The 17,970-nt window shown below is 23.1% G+C and carries 5 protein-coding genes; 3 read left to right on the forward strand and 2 right to left on the reverse strand.

Features of this window, described 5'->3' with window-relative positions; all coding sequences use genetic code 11:
• Positions 1-3,564: 3,564 nt before the first annotated feature.
• From dapA to GFV14_RS01760, 3 genes are all read left to right on the forward strand, one after another.
• Positions 3,565-4,443, forward strand: a complete 879-nt coding sequence (dapA, locus tag GFV14_RS01750; protein ID WP_457914672.1) for a 4-hydroxy-tetrahydrodipicolinate synthase — start codon at positions 3,565-3,567, stop codon at positions 4,441-4,443.
• A gap of 16 nt (positions 4,444-4,459) precedes the next feature.
• On the forward strand, positions 4,460-4,729 hold the full coding sequence (bamC, locus tag GFV14_RS01755) for an outer membrane protein assembly factor BamC (protein WP_457914621.1): 270 nt from the start codon (positions 4,460-4,462) through the stop codon (positions 4,727-4,729).
• Between the two features lie 3,342 nt (positions 4,730-8,071).
• Positions 8,072-8,524, forward strand: a complete 453-nt coding sequence (locus tag GFV14_RS01760) for a DUF441 domain-containing protein (RefSeq protein WP_457914622.1) — start codon at positions 8,072-8,074, stop codon at positions 8,522-8,524.
• Positions 8,525-11,509: 2,985 nt separating this feature from the next.
• Here the strand turns inward: GFV14_RS01760 and dapE are convergent.
• Positions 11,510-12,640: a succinyl-diaminopimelate desuccinylase gene (gene dapE, locus GFV14_RS01765; RefSeq protein WP_457914623.1), complete on the reverse strand. Its 1,131-nt coding sequence runs from the start codon at positions 12,638-12,640 to the stop codon at positions 11,510-11,512.
• A 3,781-nt stretch (positions 12,641-16,421) separates the two neighbouring features.
• Entirely contained in the window at positions 16,422-17,327 is a 906-nt protein-coding gene (locus GFV14_RS01770; RefSeq protein ID WP_457914624.1) for an ATP-grasp fold amidoligase family protein, read from the reverse strand.
• Positions 17,328-17,970: the final 643 nt, after the last annotated feature.

Raw genomic sequence — 17,970 nt, forward strand, 5'->3', positions numbered from 1 at the left:
AGCATATTATAAGTTTTATCTAATTAAGTAAAACTTTGATTAACTATATTTATGTTAACATTTCGTGAATAAGTTTTTGGTATCTTCATCGAAAAGTGTTTGATTCTAATTGATTTTAAAGTGTTAACGAATCTTAAGTATTATAATAGTTTTAATATTAGTAATATTTAGGATTTTATTAGCATGTTTAATAATTGTCGGTTGAATTTTTTTAAATTCTGTTATTATACTGTCGTTATAGATTTTCTAAAGGATGAAGACAAATTTTATAATATAGTTTTACACTTTTTTTATGTAAATTTTATGACTTTCCGTACTTATATATTTGTCTATATTGACGTCATGTCTTTGTTATGTTGTTGATTCAAAATCATTAATTTTTTCTTTATTATGGCTATCTGATTGATGAGTAATCTTGTAAAAACATCACAACCATTTAAATAGTAGGTTAATTTTCCTCAATATCTATCGAGAAGGTAACCACTACCTTGTTTGTAGTTATGCTGTCTTTTTTTAATTGATAAAGTTCATGTGTTCTAATGCGGAGTAATTTAGTTATTTTTCAATAAATCTATAATATCGAGAATAGATTTATTTATTCAAATCTGATTAGTATAAAATTAGTATTTTATTAATAATTGAGATTTTGTCTGGTTATTGTAAGAAATTTAGTTAATATTTTGTTTTATTTTATATATTGTATCTTTTTTTAAAATTTTAATGTGAAACTATTTTTGTAGTGTGTTTATATTATATTTGAATTATCTATAGTTTATTAATTGTTTTAGTTAGTTTATTTAAAGCTTATCATGATTTTTAAATATTTAATATAATGTTAGTTATAAAAAATTTTTTTGAAAGTTTTCTTATTTAAATTAGTTACTCAATAATTCATTGTACCTCTTAAATACTTAATATAGTGATGTTTTTAACTCTTTTATTAAATATGCTATATGGCGTTAAGTAACGTGAGAAATGTTTTAAAATATTATAGAGGTTTATTAATCTTTATTTTTATGCAGATAAAAAGACCTAAGTAGAATACGAGACCTCTATACAATAAATATCAGAATAAGTTTTAATAATAAGATTACTTCACTATGTGCAATGTCTCTAGTGGTTTAATATAAAGTATATTTAAAAATATTGTATCTACAATTTTAATCTCTTTTGTTGAATAATAACTAATAAATTAATGGTGTGCTGATTTCAATCTAATGAGTTATCGAATTCTTGTATCATAATCTTTGAATTGTAAAATATATGTATAATCAGCGTTAAGACTCAGGTTTGTCAGTATTTTTTAGTTAGACTGTTGAGTTAGCAAGATACATTATTGCTTTGTGTTACTTTTAATAAAATTAAAAATAAATTTTCAGTTTTTTTATGAAACCATTATTACTGTAAAGTAATTTATCTTAAAAGAAATTTATATTTTCATAAAGTTACTATAATATCTATGAATTAACATTTAAATTTAATAAATTAAGATTTTTAAAAAATTTACTCAGACGATTAATGAGTGTGTGATTACTTTAATGTTTCCTATGGGAAACATTAATATTATACATAAGTGAAATTAGTCGAGAAGTATTTTAATAAATTAAATTATTTTTATAATACCAAGAAGAACTCATGCCTCTATGAACACTTAATATCTGTCAGGTGTTTTGTACGCTGATGTTTATTAGAAATTTTATTTCTTGTATAGTATATTATTGAATAATATAATTAGAAATTAGTACCATATCACTACTTGAAGCTTTAGAAAAAAAATACTGTTAGAAAAAAGATACAAGTTTATCATAGAAAAGGTTAAAATATTTTTGGAGATGTCCGTTTAGTATTGTTGATATGTTAGTATAGTTGTCGTAATTGTTGATAAACAATAATAAGAAAATATATGATTTTGTAAAAGTCTATGATATGGAAACAGTTTTATTGTTAAACAATATATGTGATAGTGGTAATGATCTCTGTTCTTATAGATAAAAAAGACACTGGATAGTTGTATCTTTTAAACGCGTGTATGCATCAAAAGATGTGAGTATACCATACTGATATAAGTAAAATATATTCTAATCTTACATATTATGTACTGGACTAAATTGTTAAATAATAAAATACAATTAATTCCATATGTTTAATATAACTCTCAAAAGTATTATATTTTAATATTAAGTTAACTAAAAATAACCTTGAATATAAACAACTATTAGAAGTATTTTAATATCACTCTAGTTTTTATGTTCTAAAATTAATTATTGTTATTGTACAAAAGTTTTAAATATACTATATAGTAATATTAAAAAATCAACATTTATTTAAGAATACTTTAATGAGTTAACTATATATTCATTTCTATTAATATTTAAACTTTCACACTTTGTATTTAAGTTTATTAATTTTATTTTAAAGATAATATTTCTGAAAGAAAATATTCTGCGATTTTAGCTAAGGACATGTGGTATATTAATACCTATTAATCTTAATAATCTGAAACATTAATAGTTATTGCTATTGTGAATAGAAAAGTGAAATCAAGCTAGTTGATCAGCAGAATTTTAATAAATGTATTATATACATTTTTATAAACTCAATATAGAATATCGATATTTATTTTAGAATTTAGTTTGGTTGTTAAAGTTTATTGTATAATAACGCTGTTATACTATACTAAATTGTGCATAATGATTTGTATTGACAAGTACTTAGGAATATCATACTTACTGATTATTTTTAATATAAGTGCAGAAATATAATATTATTAAGATATCAATATATGAATATTTTGTGATGTATATTACTTTATTAATTAATAATGTTCACTATTGTTATTGATCAATACTCAATTGTTTATGTAGTGTTAATTCGCTTTATAAAATTCAGTAGGTCTAGTTCGTAATTTTAAATAGATAGTATACATTTCATTTCAGCAAGCGAATTGTACTGTTTTAGAATATTTTTATAAAAATATTTTTGTAATATAATTCAATAACACTATCTTCGATATTGTATATGATCTCTGATTTAATCAGAGTGTGCTATTTTTATTTTAAATTCTTAAAAGATTTTATACAGCCTTATCATTATAAGGCTTTTCTATTTTTTTTAAGAATCAGTATTTTTATTGTTAAATCAGCATATTTATTTATAGTTCAGATATTACAATCAAGAGTTTTGAGATTAGAAAAATACTTTAAAATTTATAAATATAAATATAAATATAAATATATATAATTATAGCTAAAAGATTTAGTCTATACATGTTCAAAAAACATATTGCATAAAACTTGTCGTATAGATTACTATAACCATAAAATATGAAAAATTTTCTGTTGTTGATAAAGATATAAAATTTTAGTCAGTTCACTGAATAGATTTACCCTGCTAAAATATCAAAAATTGTTGTTATTATTTAAATAAATTATAGTATATATACATCATATGTATCAAGTATTTCTATTTGAGTGCATGTATATGCTTTAGAATAATATAAGCAGCATCAAGAGAAAGTTATTTATGGGTGTAGTTATGTGTAAAACAAAGATAAATTATAAAAAAATTCTAATTGGCAGCATTGTTGCCATGATTACACCAATGGATTCAAATGGGCTTTTAGATCAAAAGAGCTTAAAAAAATTAGTTGATTATCATGTAGTAAGTGGCACTTCTGCTATTGTCTCTGTTGGAACTACTGGGGAAGCAGCAACGCTAAATTATAAAGAACATATTGATATTGTGCGTGCAACGCTTGAGATAGCAAGTGGACGTATTCCTATTATTGCAGGCACAGGTTCTAATTCGACAGCAGAAGCAATTTTATTAACAAACGATCTCGAAAATTCAGGTATTGTTGCTTGTCTTACAGTAACTCCTTATTATAATAAACCTTCTCAGGAAGGGTTATATCAGCATTTTAAAGCAATTTCCGAAAATACAGACTTACCTCAAATTCTGTATAATGTACCATTACGTACGGGATGTGATTTATTACCTGAGACAATAGGACGTTTAGCTTTACTCTCTAACATTATTGCCATTAAAGAAGCAACAGGAAATTTAGTTAGAGTCAATCAAATCAAAGAGCTAGTCAATCATAATTTTATTTTACTCACCGGTCATGATGCCACTGTAGTAGATTTTATACAATTAGGTGGGCAAGGCGTCATTTCAGTTACATCTAACGTTGCTGCAACACAAATGGTAACAATGTGTAATTTAGCTCTTACTGGGCAGTATGCTAAGGCATATGAATTAAATAAAATACTAATGAGACTACATAATCAATTATTTATTGAGCCAAATCCAACGCCAGTAAAATGGGGTTGCTATCGTCTAGGGTTAATTTCAGATTATACATTACGATTACCAATGATACCCCTTACGGAATTTGGTCAAAAAAAAATAGAAGAAGCTCTAAAAATAGCTAGACTATTATAAAAATTAAGGAATTTTAATGTTGATATTTTTGAAACAATTAAATGTCATGAAGATTAGTAGCTTGTTATTTATTTTTTTAGTGACGGCATGTTCCAGTGAAGAACGTTATAAACATCAAATTAATAGTAATGAAGACTATCTTGATGCTGATCCATTGAAAGCATTACATATACCTCATGGAGTAACATTGCCATTGAAAAATAAACAGTATGATCTTCCTAAAATCACTTCATCAGGGCCGGTAGGTCAAGCACTTGATATTTATCCGCCAGAATTAATAAATTAAATAAGTAGAAAAATTTATGTATTAAAAATATTTTATAGTCAATCTATTTATTAATATTCAATAAAGCTGAAAATAATCTACTATGACTATTACGTCATGATAATTTTTCGATATAAAGGTATTTATTATTTTTTAAAATCATTATCTTTGCTCAATTGAAACAGATGAAATAAAATATTATTGATCTGATAAATATATTTAAGTAACATAAATATTCTTAAGTTCCTATAAATACTAAAGGTATTTTGAGAACGCGTTAATATAATTAACAGTCATTTAATCTCTATGTGTGTCAAGTAACTAAATGACTTACTCACTAATCAGTCCATGAATTTTATAATAATTTATTATTGAATAAATTCAAACAGCGTATAGGTAACTATATAATAGCTTAAATAAAGAGTATATAGTGATTTATACGACTAGATTTTCTTTTTTCATTGTTGATAAATATATTTATATGTATAAATATATTTTATATATAGCTTTTAATGTATACATTATAAATTAATGGTTTTACTTTTTTTTAGCTATTTTTTACTTTATGGTAATATAATATTTTTAATAGCTCTAAATGGAAAAATTTACGTACGAAATATATATTGCTTTGAATAAGCTTATAAAATTCAGTTAATATTTTTAATGACTATAATAGTTTATAGTATTTTTAAAAAAAAATTTTATTAACTTTAAAATAAAACATTTAAATGATTTACGAAATTAAATTTTAGTTCAGTAACATCAAATACAATCATTGTATTAGTATTTATGAAAGTTATTATTCATGAAGATGCGTGATTGTTGTATAATATGGCATAATATATTTTACAGGTTAATTGCGGTTAAGTCATTTACAAAATGCATCGTAAACTATTTTTTAGTTTATTTTACTATTGTATATGAGTAATTAAATAACATGATAGCTAAATCATAAAAATGCAAGTCACTAATGGATAAAACATCTCTTTTATGATTTACAATTATTTTATTTATTAGTTATTTGCAGTGATCACATAAAGTAATAATTAATATACTAAATAATATTTACTTTACTCTATTGATGTTATTTTAAAAGTTATTTTGAGATAAAGTAGAGTAGAAAAATCAATTTCTATGTTTTTAGATTTTTGTTATTAATTATTTAAATCATAAGATTGCATGACTCAGGTTAATGTTTTAATTTAATTATTATATATCTATATAAAAGTATATAAGCTGTAAGAATTAAGTTATGTCTTTGGCGTAAGTAAAACCATTGATTCTACATAACATCCTGATTGTTTGATTTTAAGATTTTGTAATGCTTATAATACATCAAGAATTTTAAGTAAGCTCATAGTTTAATTTGTGCATAAAAAAAATAGTCATACTAAGTGAATTATTTATTATAGCTCAATTTTAAGAGAGTAGTAGGATTTTAAAATGAATTAAAATTCTTTCTTGTCTAATATAAAGCGTTAGTTAAAATTTTAGATACAGTGTCTATTAAATTCCTTATTCATAATTGTTCTAATAAGTTTTTTGTTGTAGTATCTTTTAATTTTAAAAGAAACAATTACAAAATTATTTTTATTTAAAAAATATTGTAATTGTATAAAATTATTTTATATTTTGTCTAAAAATTACAAAAACTATAATTTTAATATCAATAAAGAAATCTTTCAATAAATTGAATCTTTGTTTCTAAGTAAGAGAAAGCATATAAAACTCTTATAAAGTAAACATATATTAGTTTTTCTGTGCTATTGTAAATTTATTAAAATAAATATTTATCATGCATTTTCTTTAGAAATGGTTTCAAAAATAATATGTTATATTATTAGTTTAAAATTTAGACAGATCAATTTTGAAATCAAACCAAACTAAATAAAATCAACGTTAAAAATGTAGTGAACAAGCCTAGTGTCAGCAATAAAAATAACGTAAATAGCACTTGTATAATAATTAATATACAAGCGTAAATAATACGAATATAATTTATAAAATATAGTGCAGGTTAAGAATATCTTACATAAAACAACACAGGACATCATGATAGATACTCATGTTTTATATTAGGTAATGCTACTAATTATGTCTCATAATCAAGAGTGCAAAATTTTTGATATTTTTAGCTTATATGAAATTATTAATATATATGAATGTATGTTAGAAAAATATTGCTAAATATAGGAGAATTTTAAAAGTATTTGAATACAGACTTAGAGTTTGTTGCTTTAGTTTTTATTGTCTAACTATTGTGTAAAAATACTGAAGAAGTTTTAAAATTAGGTTTCTCAATTAAAATTTTTTTTATATTTATAGATACTATTTTTCTATTTTAATATTAAATATTTGATTGAGTAGATTATGTTATTTATGGTATTACTTTAGAATACATTATAGTTACTCAATATTATTAGTGAATTTATTATAATTTGTTGATCTTATGAAGATTATTATGAGAATTTGATAAATAAAAATCATACGAATGAAAAGTGCGTGTTAATATGAAGTGTTACACTTTGTGCTATTTTAAAGGAGTATATTTTGTTTATATTGAAGATTGATTTTGAATTCATAGCTACTCTTATTAAAAATTTAGTAATATCATTAACTAAGTTTTAGCTTTGTAAAAAATTCTATTTCATTTTGCAGTTTACGGCACTCAAATTAAAAGTAACGATACAGAAAAGAAAATTTTAATATAATCATAATTGTTCTTGCAGAAAATTCACAAAGCTTCACTAATCAGATCTTTTTAGTATATTTATAATAGTATGCAAATCTCGTAATAAATTTTCGCATTTATTGATAAATAAAATTAGTAAATCAAAAAATTTCCTACTTAATATAAGGGCGCATTGTAGTTAATTTTTAGTTATTTTTATTGAAGAATTTATAGGTTTCTGTTTTTAAAACACAAAAATAAATTTATTATGATAACTTTACTATTTAAAAGTACAATGATTCTTTCAGAATCATAAGAAAGAATTCTCTAAAATAATGTAATATTTTTATTGTTTTTCTTTCTAGTATTAGAAATTATAAATGGTCATATAATTTATTATACAATCATAGCTATTGTGAATTATTTTTTTGATGTACATAAAATATGTATATAGTTTAGTTCTTTTTATTGGTTCTAAATAATACTTTTGGGTTAAATTACTTTTTCTAAACATAGTGAAAGAACTAGCTTAGGTTTATGCGTCTTTGATCTTAATACAATTTTCAACGGTGTTGAAATCAATAAAACACGGTTAGGTTTTTTCTTAGATAATTAGTTAATAATATTAGTTGTACTTATTGATTTTAGTTAGTTTTATAAAGATATTAGTATGTTTTATATAGGAATTTTCTATGAGCCAAGTTGATCTTACATTAATAGTATTATTGTTTTTTTGTGGTCTTGGCTTGATTAGCCATAATATAGAAGTAACATTAGCAATGTTCTGTTTGCTGCTGATGAGAATTACACCGTTAAATAGTTTTTTTTATTGGGTGGAAAAATATAGCTTACCGATAGGTGTGATTATATTAATCGTGGGCACGATGTCTCCTATTGCACATAGTAAAATTTCAGCGCAAGACATATTTAATTCATGCTTAAATTGGAAATCTATTCTTGCGATTTTGATTGGGATTTTGGTATCTTGGTTAGGTAGTCGTGGTGTATTTCTGATGAGAAATCAGCCGTCCATGGTCTCAGGTTTACTGGTTGGTACTATAATTGGGGTGATTTTATTCCGTGGAGTACCTGTAGGACCATTAATTGCATCAGGAATATTATCATTATTACTTGGGAAGTCTTAGCTATAATCTATGAATATTTTATTATTAGCAGTTTTTCTTCATTTAGTTTTTTACTTATATTTGTTTATGAATTTTTTCGCTGAAAATGAATAAATTTACAATAGACTCATTAGTGATTAACTGATATTATTGAGTACAATCATGAAAGTTATAGTTAAAAATGAAGTTTATATTTTTAGATAGAGAATTATATATGTTATTTTAACGTAAAAGTAAATTGTGTAGTAAGTTTATAAAAAATATTTTGTAAATATTAAAAATAGATAATTAACTGATTTATATATTATAATTTAAGGTAGTTGATACAATACAACTCGATAGTGATAGTTTTTTATTAAAGTGTACAATAGAAGATACATCTTAGATCGCGTATGTATGCATTATCCATAAAACGAATGCCAATTAAATCTAGATCCTGAATATAAAATGGTAAGATATTTGCAATTTTTTAGTGATAGAAAGATATAAATGTGAGCTATCATTATGTATAGTAATATTCATTTTAACATACATACTGCATGAATTAATATCGTTTGAATATCGTATTTAGGCATTAATGTTTCTGACAATCCCTTGTAAATTTAAGCTTTGAGTTTGTGTAGTTAATAATAAAGTGAATATTAATACTAAGCTCGGAAAATCTATGCTAGTCTTTAAATCTTAGGATCTAATAAATTATTTCCTTATATTAATAAGTATATTAAAATTAAAGAAAATGGATTCATTACCAACAAATCAGTAAAATACTTATTTATATTTTATGATAAATGATAGTTCATCATTGTGATTATAAATAAGTCTAGATTTAATTTGATTAATGTATTTATACTCAGATTAATAATTTGATACTATTTTAATATTTACATTGAACTGCGATTTCGTAAATAACATTTATAAAAATGACTTTAATTATGTATTAATTTTGAAAAATATCTTTTTTATATGTAAAACAAAATATGATAGTGCAGAATATTTAAAATCTAGCCAAAGCTAGATCATTCTGTTGTAATGAAATGATCCATGGGTATATACTATTCAATGCTTTTCTTTCTTTATAAAGCTTACTAAGTATAAAATAATAACTATTTATAATAGTAGAATATGTTATTTAATTAAGTTATATATTATAGCTTGTTGAAAAGCTAATAAAATGCATAGTATGAAGTAAAAACATTGAGTTTGATATACATGGGTCAAAAAATATAGTAACGTTACTTTTATCTACTATAGATAGTATCTAGTAAATATTTAAATATACTTATATCGTATTATAATTATTTTTATAATATTAATATTTTCAAGAGTAATAAATAGTTTACTATGACTTTATGTAAAATACTAAATTACATTATGTATAAATTTTCACAGTAGTTGGTTGTAATTTCACAAAGTTAGAAGTTATATAGAATTGCAGCGCGTTCTTTGAGTGGATATCAGATGGCTAATATAGCTATAATCATAAACTGACCTCTGTGTCAATACATTAATCGCATTATTGAATTTTGAATAATATAAAATCATAGTTTAGATATAAGTTCTGAAAATACTATGATTTTTTTTAGTTAATCTAGAAAACACTTGAAATTACTATATTTGTTCTTAACTGTAATTATTACTAGAATATATATTTTTATTAATAAATGCATTTTATAGAAACTTAGTTAAAAAGTAGAACAGAAGTGAATGAGGTAATTACGCATAATATTTTGAGTTTTTCTTATCACAGTAAACACCTTACATTAAGTATGATGAGAATACTGTTTTGTTATTCTTCCACTGACGTAACTGTGGTTACTTAAGAGTAAGTAATAAAGCCTGAGTATTCTTTCAGTGATTCTTGTAATGATCACTTTGTATTAACATAATGTAATTATTATATTTTATTTTGGTAGAATGATTTTTATTTAGATGTATTATAACATTAAAAAGTACTTATGCTATTGCAAAAAATTTATACTAGTATTGATATTTAAATTCGATGTAATACATTATAATGTCATATAAAAAATGATTCTACTAAAAATGGTAGAATTATAATTCATTGGAATGAATATAATTCTTACTTAAAGTTTTCCTATGTAGGTAATTATATTTTCATGATTGTCTCTTAAAAAGATTTATCAATAGCCAATATAAAAAGAATTATTGTTATCTTGCTAATTTTTATTAATGTAATATTGATTTAGATAATTAATATTAGTGGTTAAAGATAAGATCATTTATATTATTTTGGTTTTTATGATTTTTGTGTCTCAGTTACTTGTTAATTTATCAAAAATTAATTAATAAATATAAATAGAATATCAATACTCTTAATACCTTGAAGGTAGATTACAAGTTTAAATTATAGATGCTCTCTTACATAAAACATCTTCAATCGTAGTTATATAGTTGAATATAATAGTTGAGGATATAGTTATTATTAGTTAATAATCTATTTTTATTTATTGTATATATATTTTAACTACATTTAGAGTGATATAGTTGACTTTTCTTATGACAAAGAAATTAATAGTGCATATACTAAAATAAATTATTTAATATCAGTATTTTAATTGTAATCAACGGTAAAAATTATAAATAAAATCGTAGCGCTTATTTATTAATTAAATGTAAAATAACTACTAACTCTATCTTTTTATAGTTTTAATTTTAATTATTTAAAGAAGTATAAAGATCGTAGATATTAATCTCTGTCACTAAATAATAATAATAAATAGCTTTTAAGCTATAGATAAATCAAAACAATATTACTTTATATAGGGAACTTCTTTTCAATAGAATAATGTTACTGGTTAATTATGCTCATTAATAAGATTATTTGTATGATTAAAATATCTTATTTTAGATTAATTGTTATCATTAAAAATTAGATTATACTTATTATATTGCTAAAAGCTTTAGTATCGTTAAATTTTAAAAGTTCTAATTTTCAGAAAAATTCTCGGAAGTTAGTAGATGAGTTTATAACTATTTGAATTTAAATTATAATAACAGCAATTCCATGATGCGTTGGTAAATTAAGGAGAGTTGTTTAAGATCATTAATGCTTACACACTCATCTACTTTATGGATAGTTGCATTTATCGGGCCTAATTCAATCACTTCAGCTCCAGTTTGTGCAATAAAGCGTCCGTCAGAAGTACCTCCACTAGTACATAACTTAGTTTTTTGATTTGTCAGTTCTTGAATGGATTGAACTGCAGAATTTACTAAGTTACCATGACACGTCAAAAAAGGTTGACCTGAAAGTTCCCATTTTATTTCATACTTAAGTTGATGATATGAAAGCATATTTTTAATTGTATCACGAATTAATATATCAGTGAGATCATTGCTAAATCTAAAGTTAAATTGAACAAAAATTTTTCCCGGGATAATATTATTTACACCTATGCCAGCGTGAATATTGGTAATTTGCATGCTAGTTTCAGGAAAAAAATCATTACCTTGATCCCATTTTTTTTTGATAAGATCATGTAAAAAATTCGTAGCACGATGTACTGGGTTATCAGCAAGAGCTGGGTAAGCAACATGCCCTTGAGTGCCTAAAATTATCAGATTAGCAGTTATAGATCCACGGCGACCAGTTTTAATAATATCCCCTAATTTCAATTGACTAGAAGGTTCACCAACTAAACAATAATTTAAAGTTTCACGACGGTTTATTAGACTCTCAACAACTTTTCTTGTTCCATATGTTCCTTTCGTTTCTTCATCAGAAGTAATTAAAAAAGCTAGTCTATTATAGTGTGCTGGATGCTTTTTAACAAAGTTTTCAACAGCAATAATCATCGCCGCAATAGCGCCTTTCATATCTGCTGCACCTCGTCCATAAATATATTGATTAATAATTTTTGGTATAAAAGGGAAAGTGCTCCATTGCATATAATCGCCTGAAGGAACTACATCAGTATGCCCAGCAAATACTAGTGTTTTACCATTTTTACCACGATGAGCCCAAAAGTTTTTGGTATGACCAAAAGGCATTCGTTCAATTGTAAAACCAATCTTTTCAAGACGTTCAATGAGTATAGATTGACACCCATGATCATCAGGACTAATGGATGGACGAGCTATTAGCGCTTTCGTAAGTTTCGTAATTGGGCATTCCATTTCATACCTTAGATAATTAAATGAATTACTAATATTTATAAAATAAGCAGATGTGTTTAATTATTTCTGGATCTAGTAAAATTCATTATATATTTATAGTGTTAATGATTTTATTTTCATTATCATTTGATTTTACTATACGTTCCTTTAGTAATAGATAAGTGTTACACTAACTCTTTTAAAAAAAATAAAATAATATATTATACATACTATTAATTCAGTAATTGTGCAATGAATAGTTAATTTTATAATTATAAAAGTAGTTTTAAGCTTTTATGATGATGTAATAATCTTTAATTCTATACATAAGCATAGAAAGAAAATTATATTTAAAATACAATTTTTTCTAGCGCTCGTTATAAATAATTTTTAAAAATCAATTACTTATTATATTTGTAATATATTAAGTCGTAAACTTATTGTTTTTTGTAATGTCAGCTCCTCTAATATAGTCCCAGGTATTTATCTAAAGTAATTTATAATTCGGATATACGTTCGACGAAAATATTTTACAATGTCAGTACAGTATATTCAACTTCATGATATCTTAAATAACTTAATAGTTTGATAATATGTTAAGAGTCGCAACTAAAGAACGCTAAGAAAAATTCTTTCAAGGAAAGCTATTTGATTTAGTTAGTATAGTTTCAGAATTTTTCTATAATATATATTATATTACTTAAAATATCATAGAATTATAATTAATAATCTCGAAAATTTTACTTAAATAATTAAGTAAAAGACCGCTATTTTAAAGTAAAATACTTTTATTTTAGATCAAATAATGATAAGAGACTATTTAGTATGATTCTATATAATAAATAAATAGTAAATATTCAAGTAATAATTTGAAAAAATTTTAAATATTTCTTATCGTTCTGTTACACTCAAGAGGATTTTTTTGATGATGAAATTTTTGTTTTTATGATAAATTTTTTATTAAATCATAAGTATAGAATTTATTATATTTTTCTATTTAATGATTGGGTTCAGTATATTATCTACATGATATTGAAGATTTTCACTAGAATAATTCTCATTTAGAAATATCATCATGGATATTAGTTATTATTTATAGAAATAAAATTACTACGACTACTTTATCTTAGTAAGATTATCAATGATAGCGGAAAGTTAAAGAGTTAAATGTTCAGTATGTACTATAATATATCTTTTGATGTTAGTAGGATTTTTACTTGAATCATAGTATTTATACATCATATTATTATTGCAGTACTTTCTGAGTCAAAAATAATTTACTTTCTAATATAGTTTGGCGATAAATTTTGATATAGAATTTAAACAATGAGATTGTGGTAATAATTTCTGTAGAAAGTTTGATAGAGTTTGTAATAGTAAACCTGTTTAAGGTGTAAAATAGTAACATACGTATTCTTCTGTAAAATGATTATTGCTCATTTTACTGGATACAGTTTTTAAGGATGTAGAGTAATATATAAAATATTGCATATTCCTAGTTTTACTATAGATATATATATCTTCTGAGAAATTAATATTGAATTTTATAATATTTTACGAGTCATCTCACGACTGTAGATGTTATTGTTTTAATAAAATATGTAAAATCATTATGTTTTAAAACATGTACAATAGATCTATAGAATATTTGTGAATAATTAAAGGAAATATAAGCCCATTCCAAGAGATAATAAATTATATACAAAAGATATATATATGGATAAGCTAAACAATAAAATAGCCCTCTAACATTGATAACTCAGTGAAATAAGATTATAACACTCTTTTCCTGAATCTTTCAAATGTGTACTTAAAAGTATGCATTTAAAGTATATCTTTTGATGACTATTAAAGAAATCAACTAGATGCTTTTAGTATTGATAAATTTTAAGAGTTGAACATTTTTTAAAAAACAGTGTAATGTGATGTCATAAGTACAAAACATACTTTGTGTTACTGTGAGAGTATATAGCTTTATAGAGTAATTTTCATATAACGAAATTAATAATTATGATCTAGAAAATTATTACTTCTCTAGAAGTATGTTGGACTATAATCAATAAAAGATGTAGATATATTCTGCTTTATTTTAAAGTTAATATCCTTAAACATAGTAATATTTCACTTAGTTTCGGTAGAATTAGATTAACTAATTAATAGATTGAGATCGAGAATACAATTAAAAATATCCTAAAGAAAATTCCACGGGAATTATTCATCAAAGCTTTTATTTTAGCGGATAAATATATAATATAAATATCTCAATAAAACAAAGGGAAAGTATTAAGTAAGTCTTATATTTTATATCTATTATTTCGGTAAATTTATAATTAATTTTTTTTAATTGACGTTATCACTCTATTCGTGTAGTTCATTATGTTTAGTGATTTTAGGTAAATATTACGCTAATGTCTTATCGATATCTATACAATAATTATATACTAAACTTTAGCATGTGAAGGAGATGAATAGACATGTATAAAGTAGAAATTTATTAAAGTCTAACGATATTAATCAGAGAAGGTATGCAACTCAGAGAATGATTCAGTGATATCAGAATATTATATATTATGTAGTATTTAGTGATAAATTATTATTAAAATGTGCATAATTCAGAATAATTACGACAATAACAATCTCTAACATGATTTAATTAATTATCTTCATGAATCACTTCAATTTCTCTATAAGAGAATTACTAATTAATTTTAGGTAACACTCATCAACTATTTTTTCGCAATTAATTATTTAAATTAGTATTTGATCTTATCAAGTAATATTATATATGAATAATAATATTAATTAATGGGGTATTATTCTTTTATTCAAGAACTGAAGTCAGGCGATTATCTGATCTAGCATAACGTATATTGAAAACACTAAGCTTTAAGTTTTTTTTGATAATTTTCTACGTAAATAAGATCAATTTTCTATTATTATATTTCTATTTATTTAGAATATTATTAATATACAGAGAAATAATATTCTAAATAATTAGATTCTTTAGAATACAGTATTACGTTTAGTGAAGTCAAAAGATTTTACTAAATAATGAGCTTTTTGAACGAATTACAACTTCAAATGTAATTTTGTAATATTTATACATAAGTGTTAATAATACAGATACAATTTTTAAAAAAGTTATAATTCTGATCAAAAGATTTTTCAGCATTAAATTTGATGCTGTGATAAATACTTAAGGTTTTACCTGCTATTACCAAAGGGATAAAAGATATTGTTATGGATAGAAAAAGCATCTTAATATTTTTTAATTTTATAATAACAGAATCACAATATATGAAAAATCTATTTTAAAATAGTAGTTGTATTAGTGAAATTTTTTAAATAGTATATATTTTATAATAAAAAAATTATGAAAATTTTATAACGAAATGTGCTTTATAATGTGAATATGATTTATCATTATTTAATAATTGAGCATATATTTAGATAGTAAGAAAAAAAATATGAATTAGTTAACTTCTTTTCATTATCTTAATAAATAGAAAACTTACATCGTAAATTTTAAATTTTTTGTCATAAACAACTATTTTAAAAGAATAGAGCGTGTTTAAAAAAATCTCAAACAAAGTTATAAAATATTTATAGTCTTAAATAGTTTGAGCCTATATAGACTAAATGAATTTATTTTATGAGATAAAGAATGATGTGATTCGAAGTATTACTGTACTTTTATTTTTTCAGACAATAGCAATATAATGTCATCACAGTTTTATTAATTTTAATTTAGTTATGAAATAGTAAGATATTTTCGTTATTAACTATTACGTGTACTGCGTGCTTAATCAATTTCTTCAGAATCAGTTGCACTAATAATTTTTTGATTCCACAGTGAACCTAACCTAAAATCCCATGACAGTGGTTCTATTTTAGTGCGACCTGCGTTGGGTGAAAATGTCAGTTCACTAAAATAAAGCGTTTGGCTAGATATTAAAAAATCAGCACGACAATAATCAAAAGGATTTACTAATTGTTTCGCAAGATTTAGCATATCTTGGAATAGTTTTGGTTTATCAATGGGTTGTAACATATTGGGATAACCAAACATAATAGGTTGTAGTTGCCATTCTGTATCATAAATATTAATATATTCAGTACCACATTTTTCAGTATAATCAATTTCTGCATACATTGGTTGTCCTGAAAAACAGTGAATACGGTAAGTTTCTGGAACTATCTTTCTGTTTTTATTAGAAAATATATCAATATATTTTTCACAAATAATTTTTGCCGGAATATTTTTATAATGTCGCTCTCTTGTTATATAATATAGATTTTTAATTAAATGAAATGACAAAGTATCTTTTGCTTTCTTTAAGTCAAATTGTGCTTTATCTTGACAAATTATGCTGCTACCACTATCGTGAGAACATTTCAATACAAAACTTTCAGGTAATTGATTAAAATTGATTTCGTCTACATGATTATAAATAGCTAAAATTGGTACTAGGTATTGATTACCAATTTTTTTTGAAACATATTTCCTTACTGCTAATTTATCAGCTAATTCTGTATATAATGGATTGTTATCATACAAAATTCTATAGTTAACTTTTTCATTAAAAGTTTTTGGATAATTGAGATTGGGAGTATAACCTATTTTTTTTATAAATTTATTAGTGAGATACACTTTATCACTCATATATTTTGTGCGTAATTTTTTAAGTAAATACTTGATTTTTTTCATGTTTAGTTGAAATCAATAATTGATTAATCATTAATGATTAAAAATCATACTATACTAAAAATGAATATAAAATAAAAAAATTACTATTATTTTTATAAATACATTTCTTAGTTACAAAAGACATTAAGTAGTAATAATTATGAAATGCAATATTTTGAGATGTTGTATGATCCTTTATTTATATTATATAGATTATATGTGTTATATAAGAGTAAAATATTTGATATTTGTTATAGTTTTTAGTCTTAACTGAACTTTAAGCAATTATTTAGTTAATTTTTTATTAATGTTTATTCACATGCATGGTATATTAAAAATAGATCATCATGAATGATCATGAAATATTAAATTTCATATTCATTTATTTTATTTAATATTATGAATCTGGTATTCGATAGATCAAGAAAGTCACAGGTAATGTCGTTAATTGTCTTAAACATATTAAGAACTATAGCTCGTTATATTAAAAATGAGATTGAGTAAAAAGTTGATTTTGATTGAAGTAATATCAAGTAATGATAATGATATGACAGTTTAATTAGTTTAATAAATTACTATGATAACGTTTGAATAGAATGAGTAATTAATGAATTTATGCATATACTAAATACTATATTATAATTATAAAAACAACTGATATATT

The organism is Candidatus Hartigia pinicola (genome assembly GCA_020541205.1).
Lineage (GTDB): Bacteria > Pseudomonadota > Gammaproteobacteria > Enterobacterales > Enterobacteriaceae > Hartigia > Hartigia pinicola.

Coding starts and splice junctions, on each gene's coding strand:
- GFV14_RS01770 (WP_457914624.1), bottom strand. CDS start 17,327: ATGAAAAAAATCAAGTATTTACTTAAAAAATTACGCACAAAATATATG.
- bamC (WP_457914621.1), top strand. CDS start 4,460: ATGTTGATATTTTTGAAACAATTAAATGTCATGAAGATTAGTAGCTTG.
- dapE (WP_457914623.1), bottom strand. CDS start 12,640: ATGGAATGCCCAATTACGAAACTTACGAAAGCGCTAATAGCTCGTCCA.
- GFV14_RS01760 (WP_457914622.1), top strand. CDS start 8,072: ATGAGCCAAGTTGATCTTACATTAATAGTATTATTGTTTTTTTGTGGT.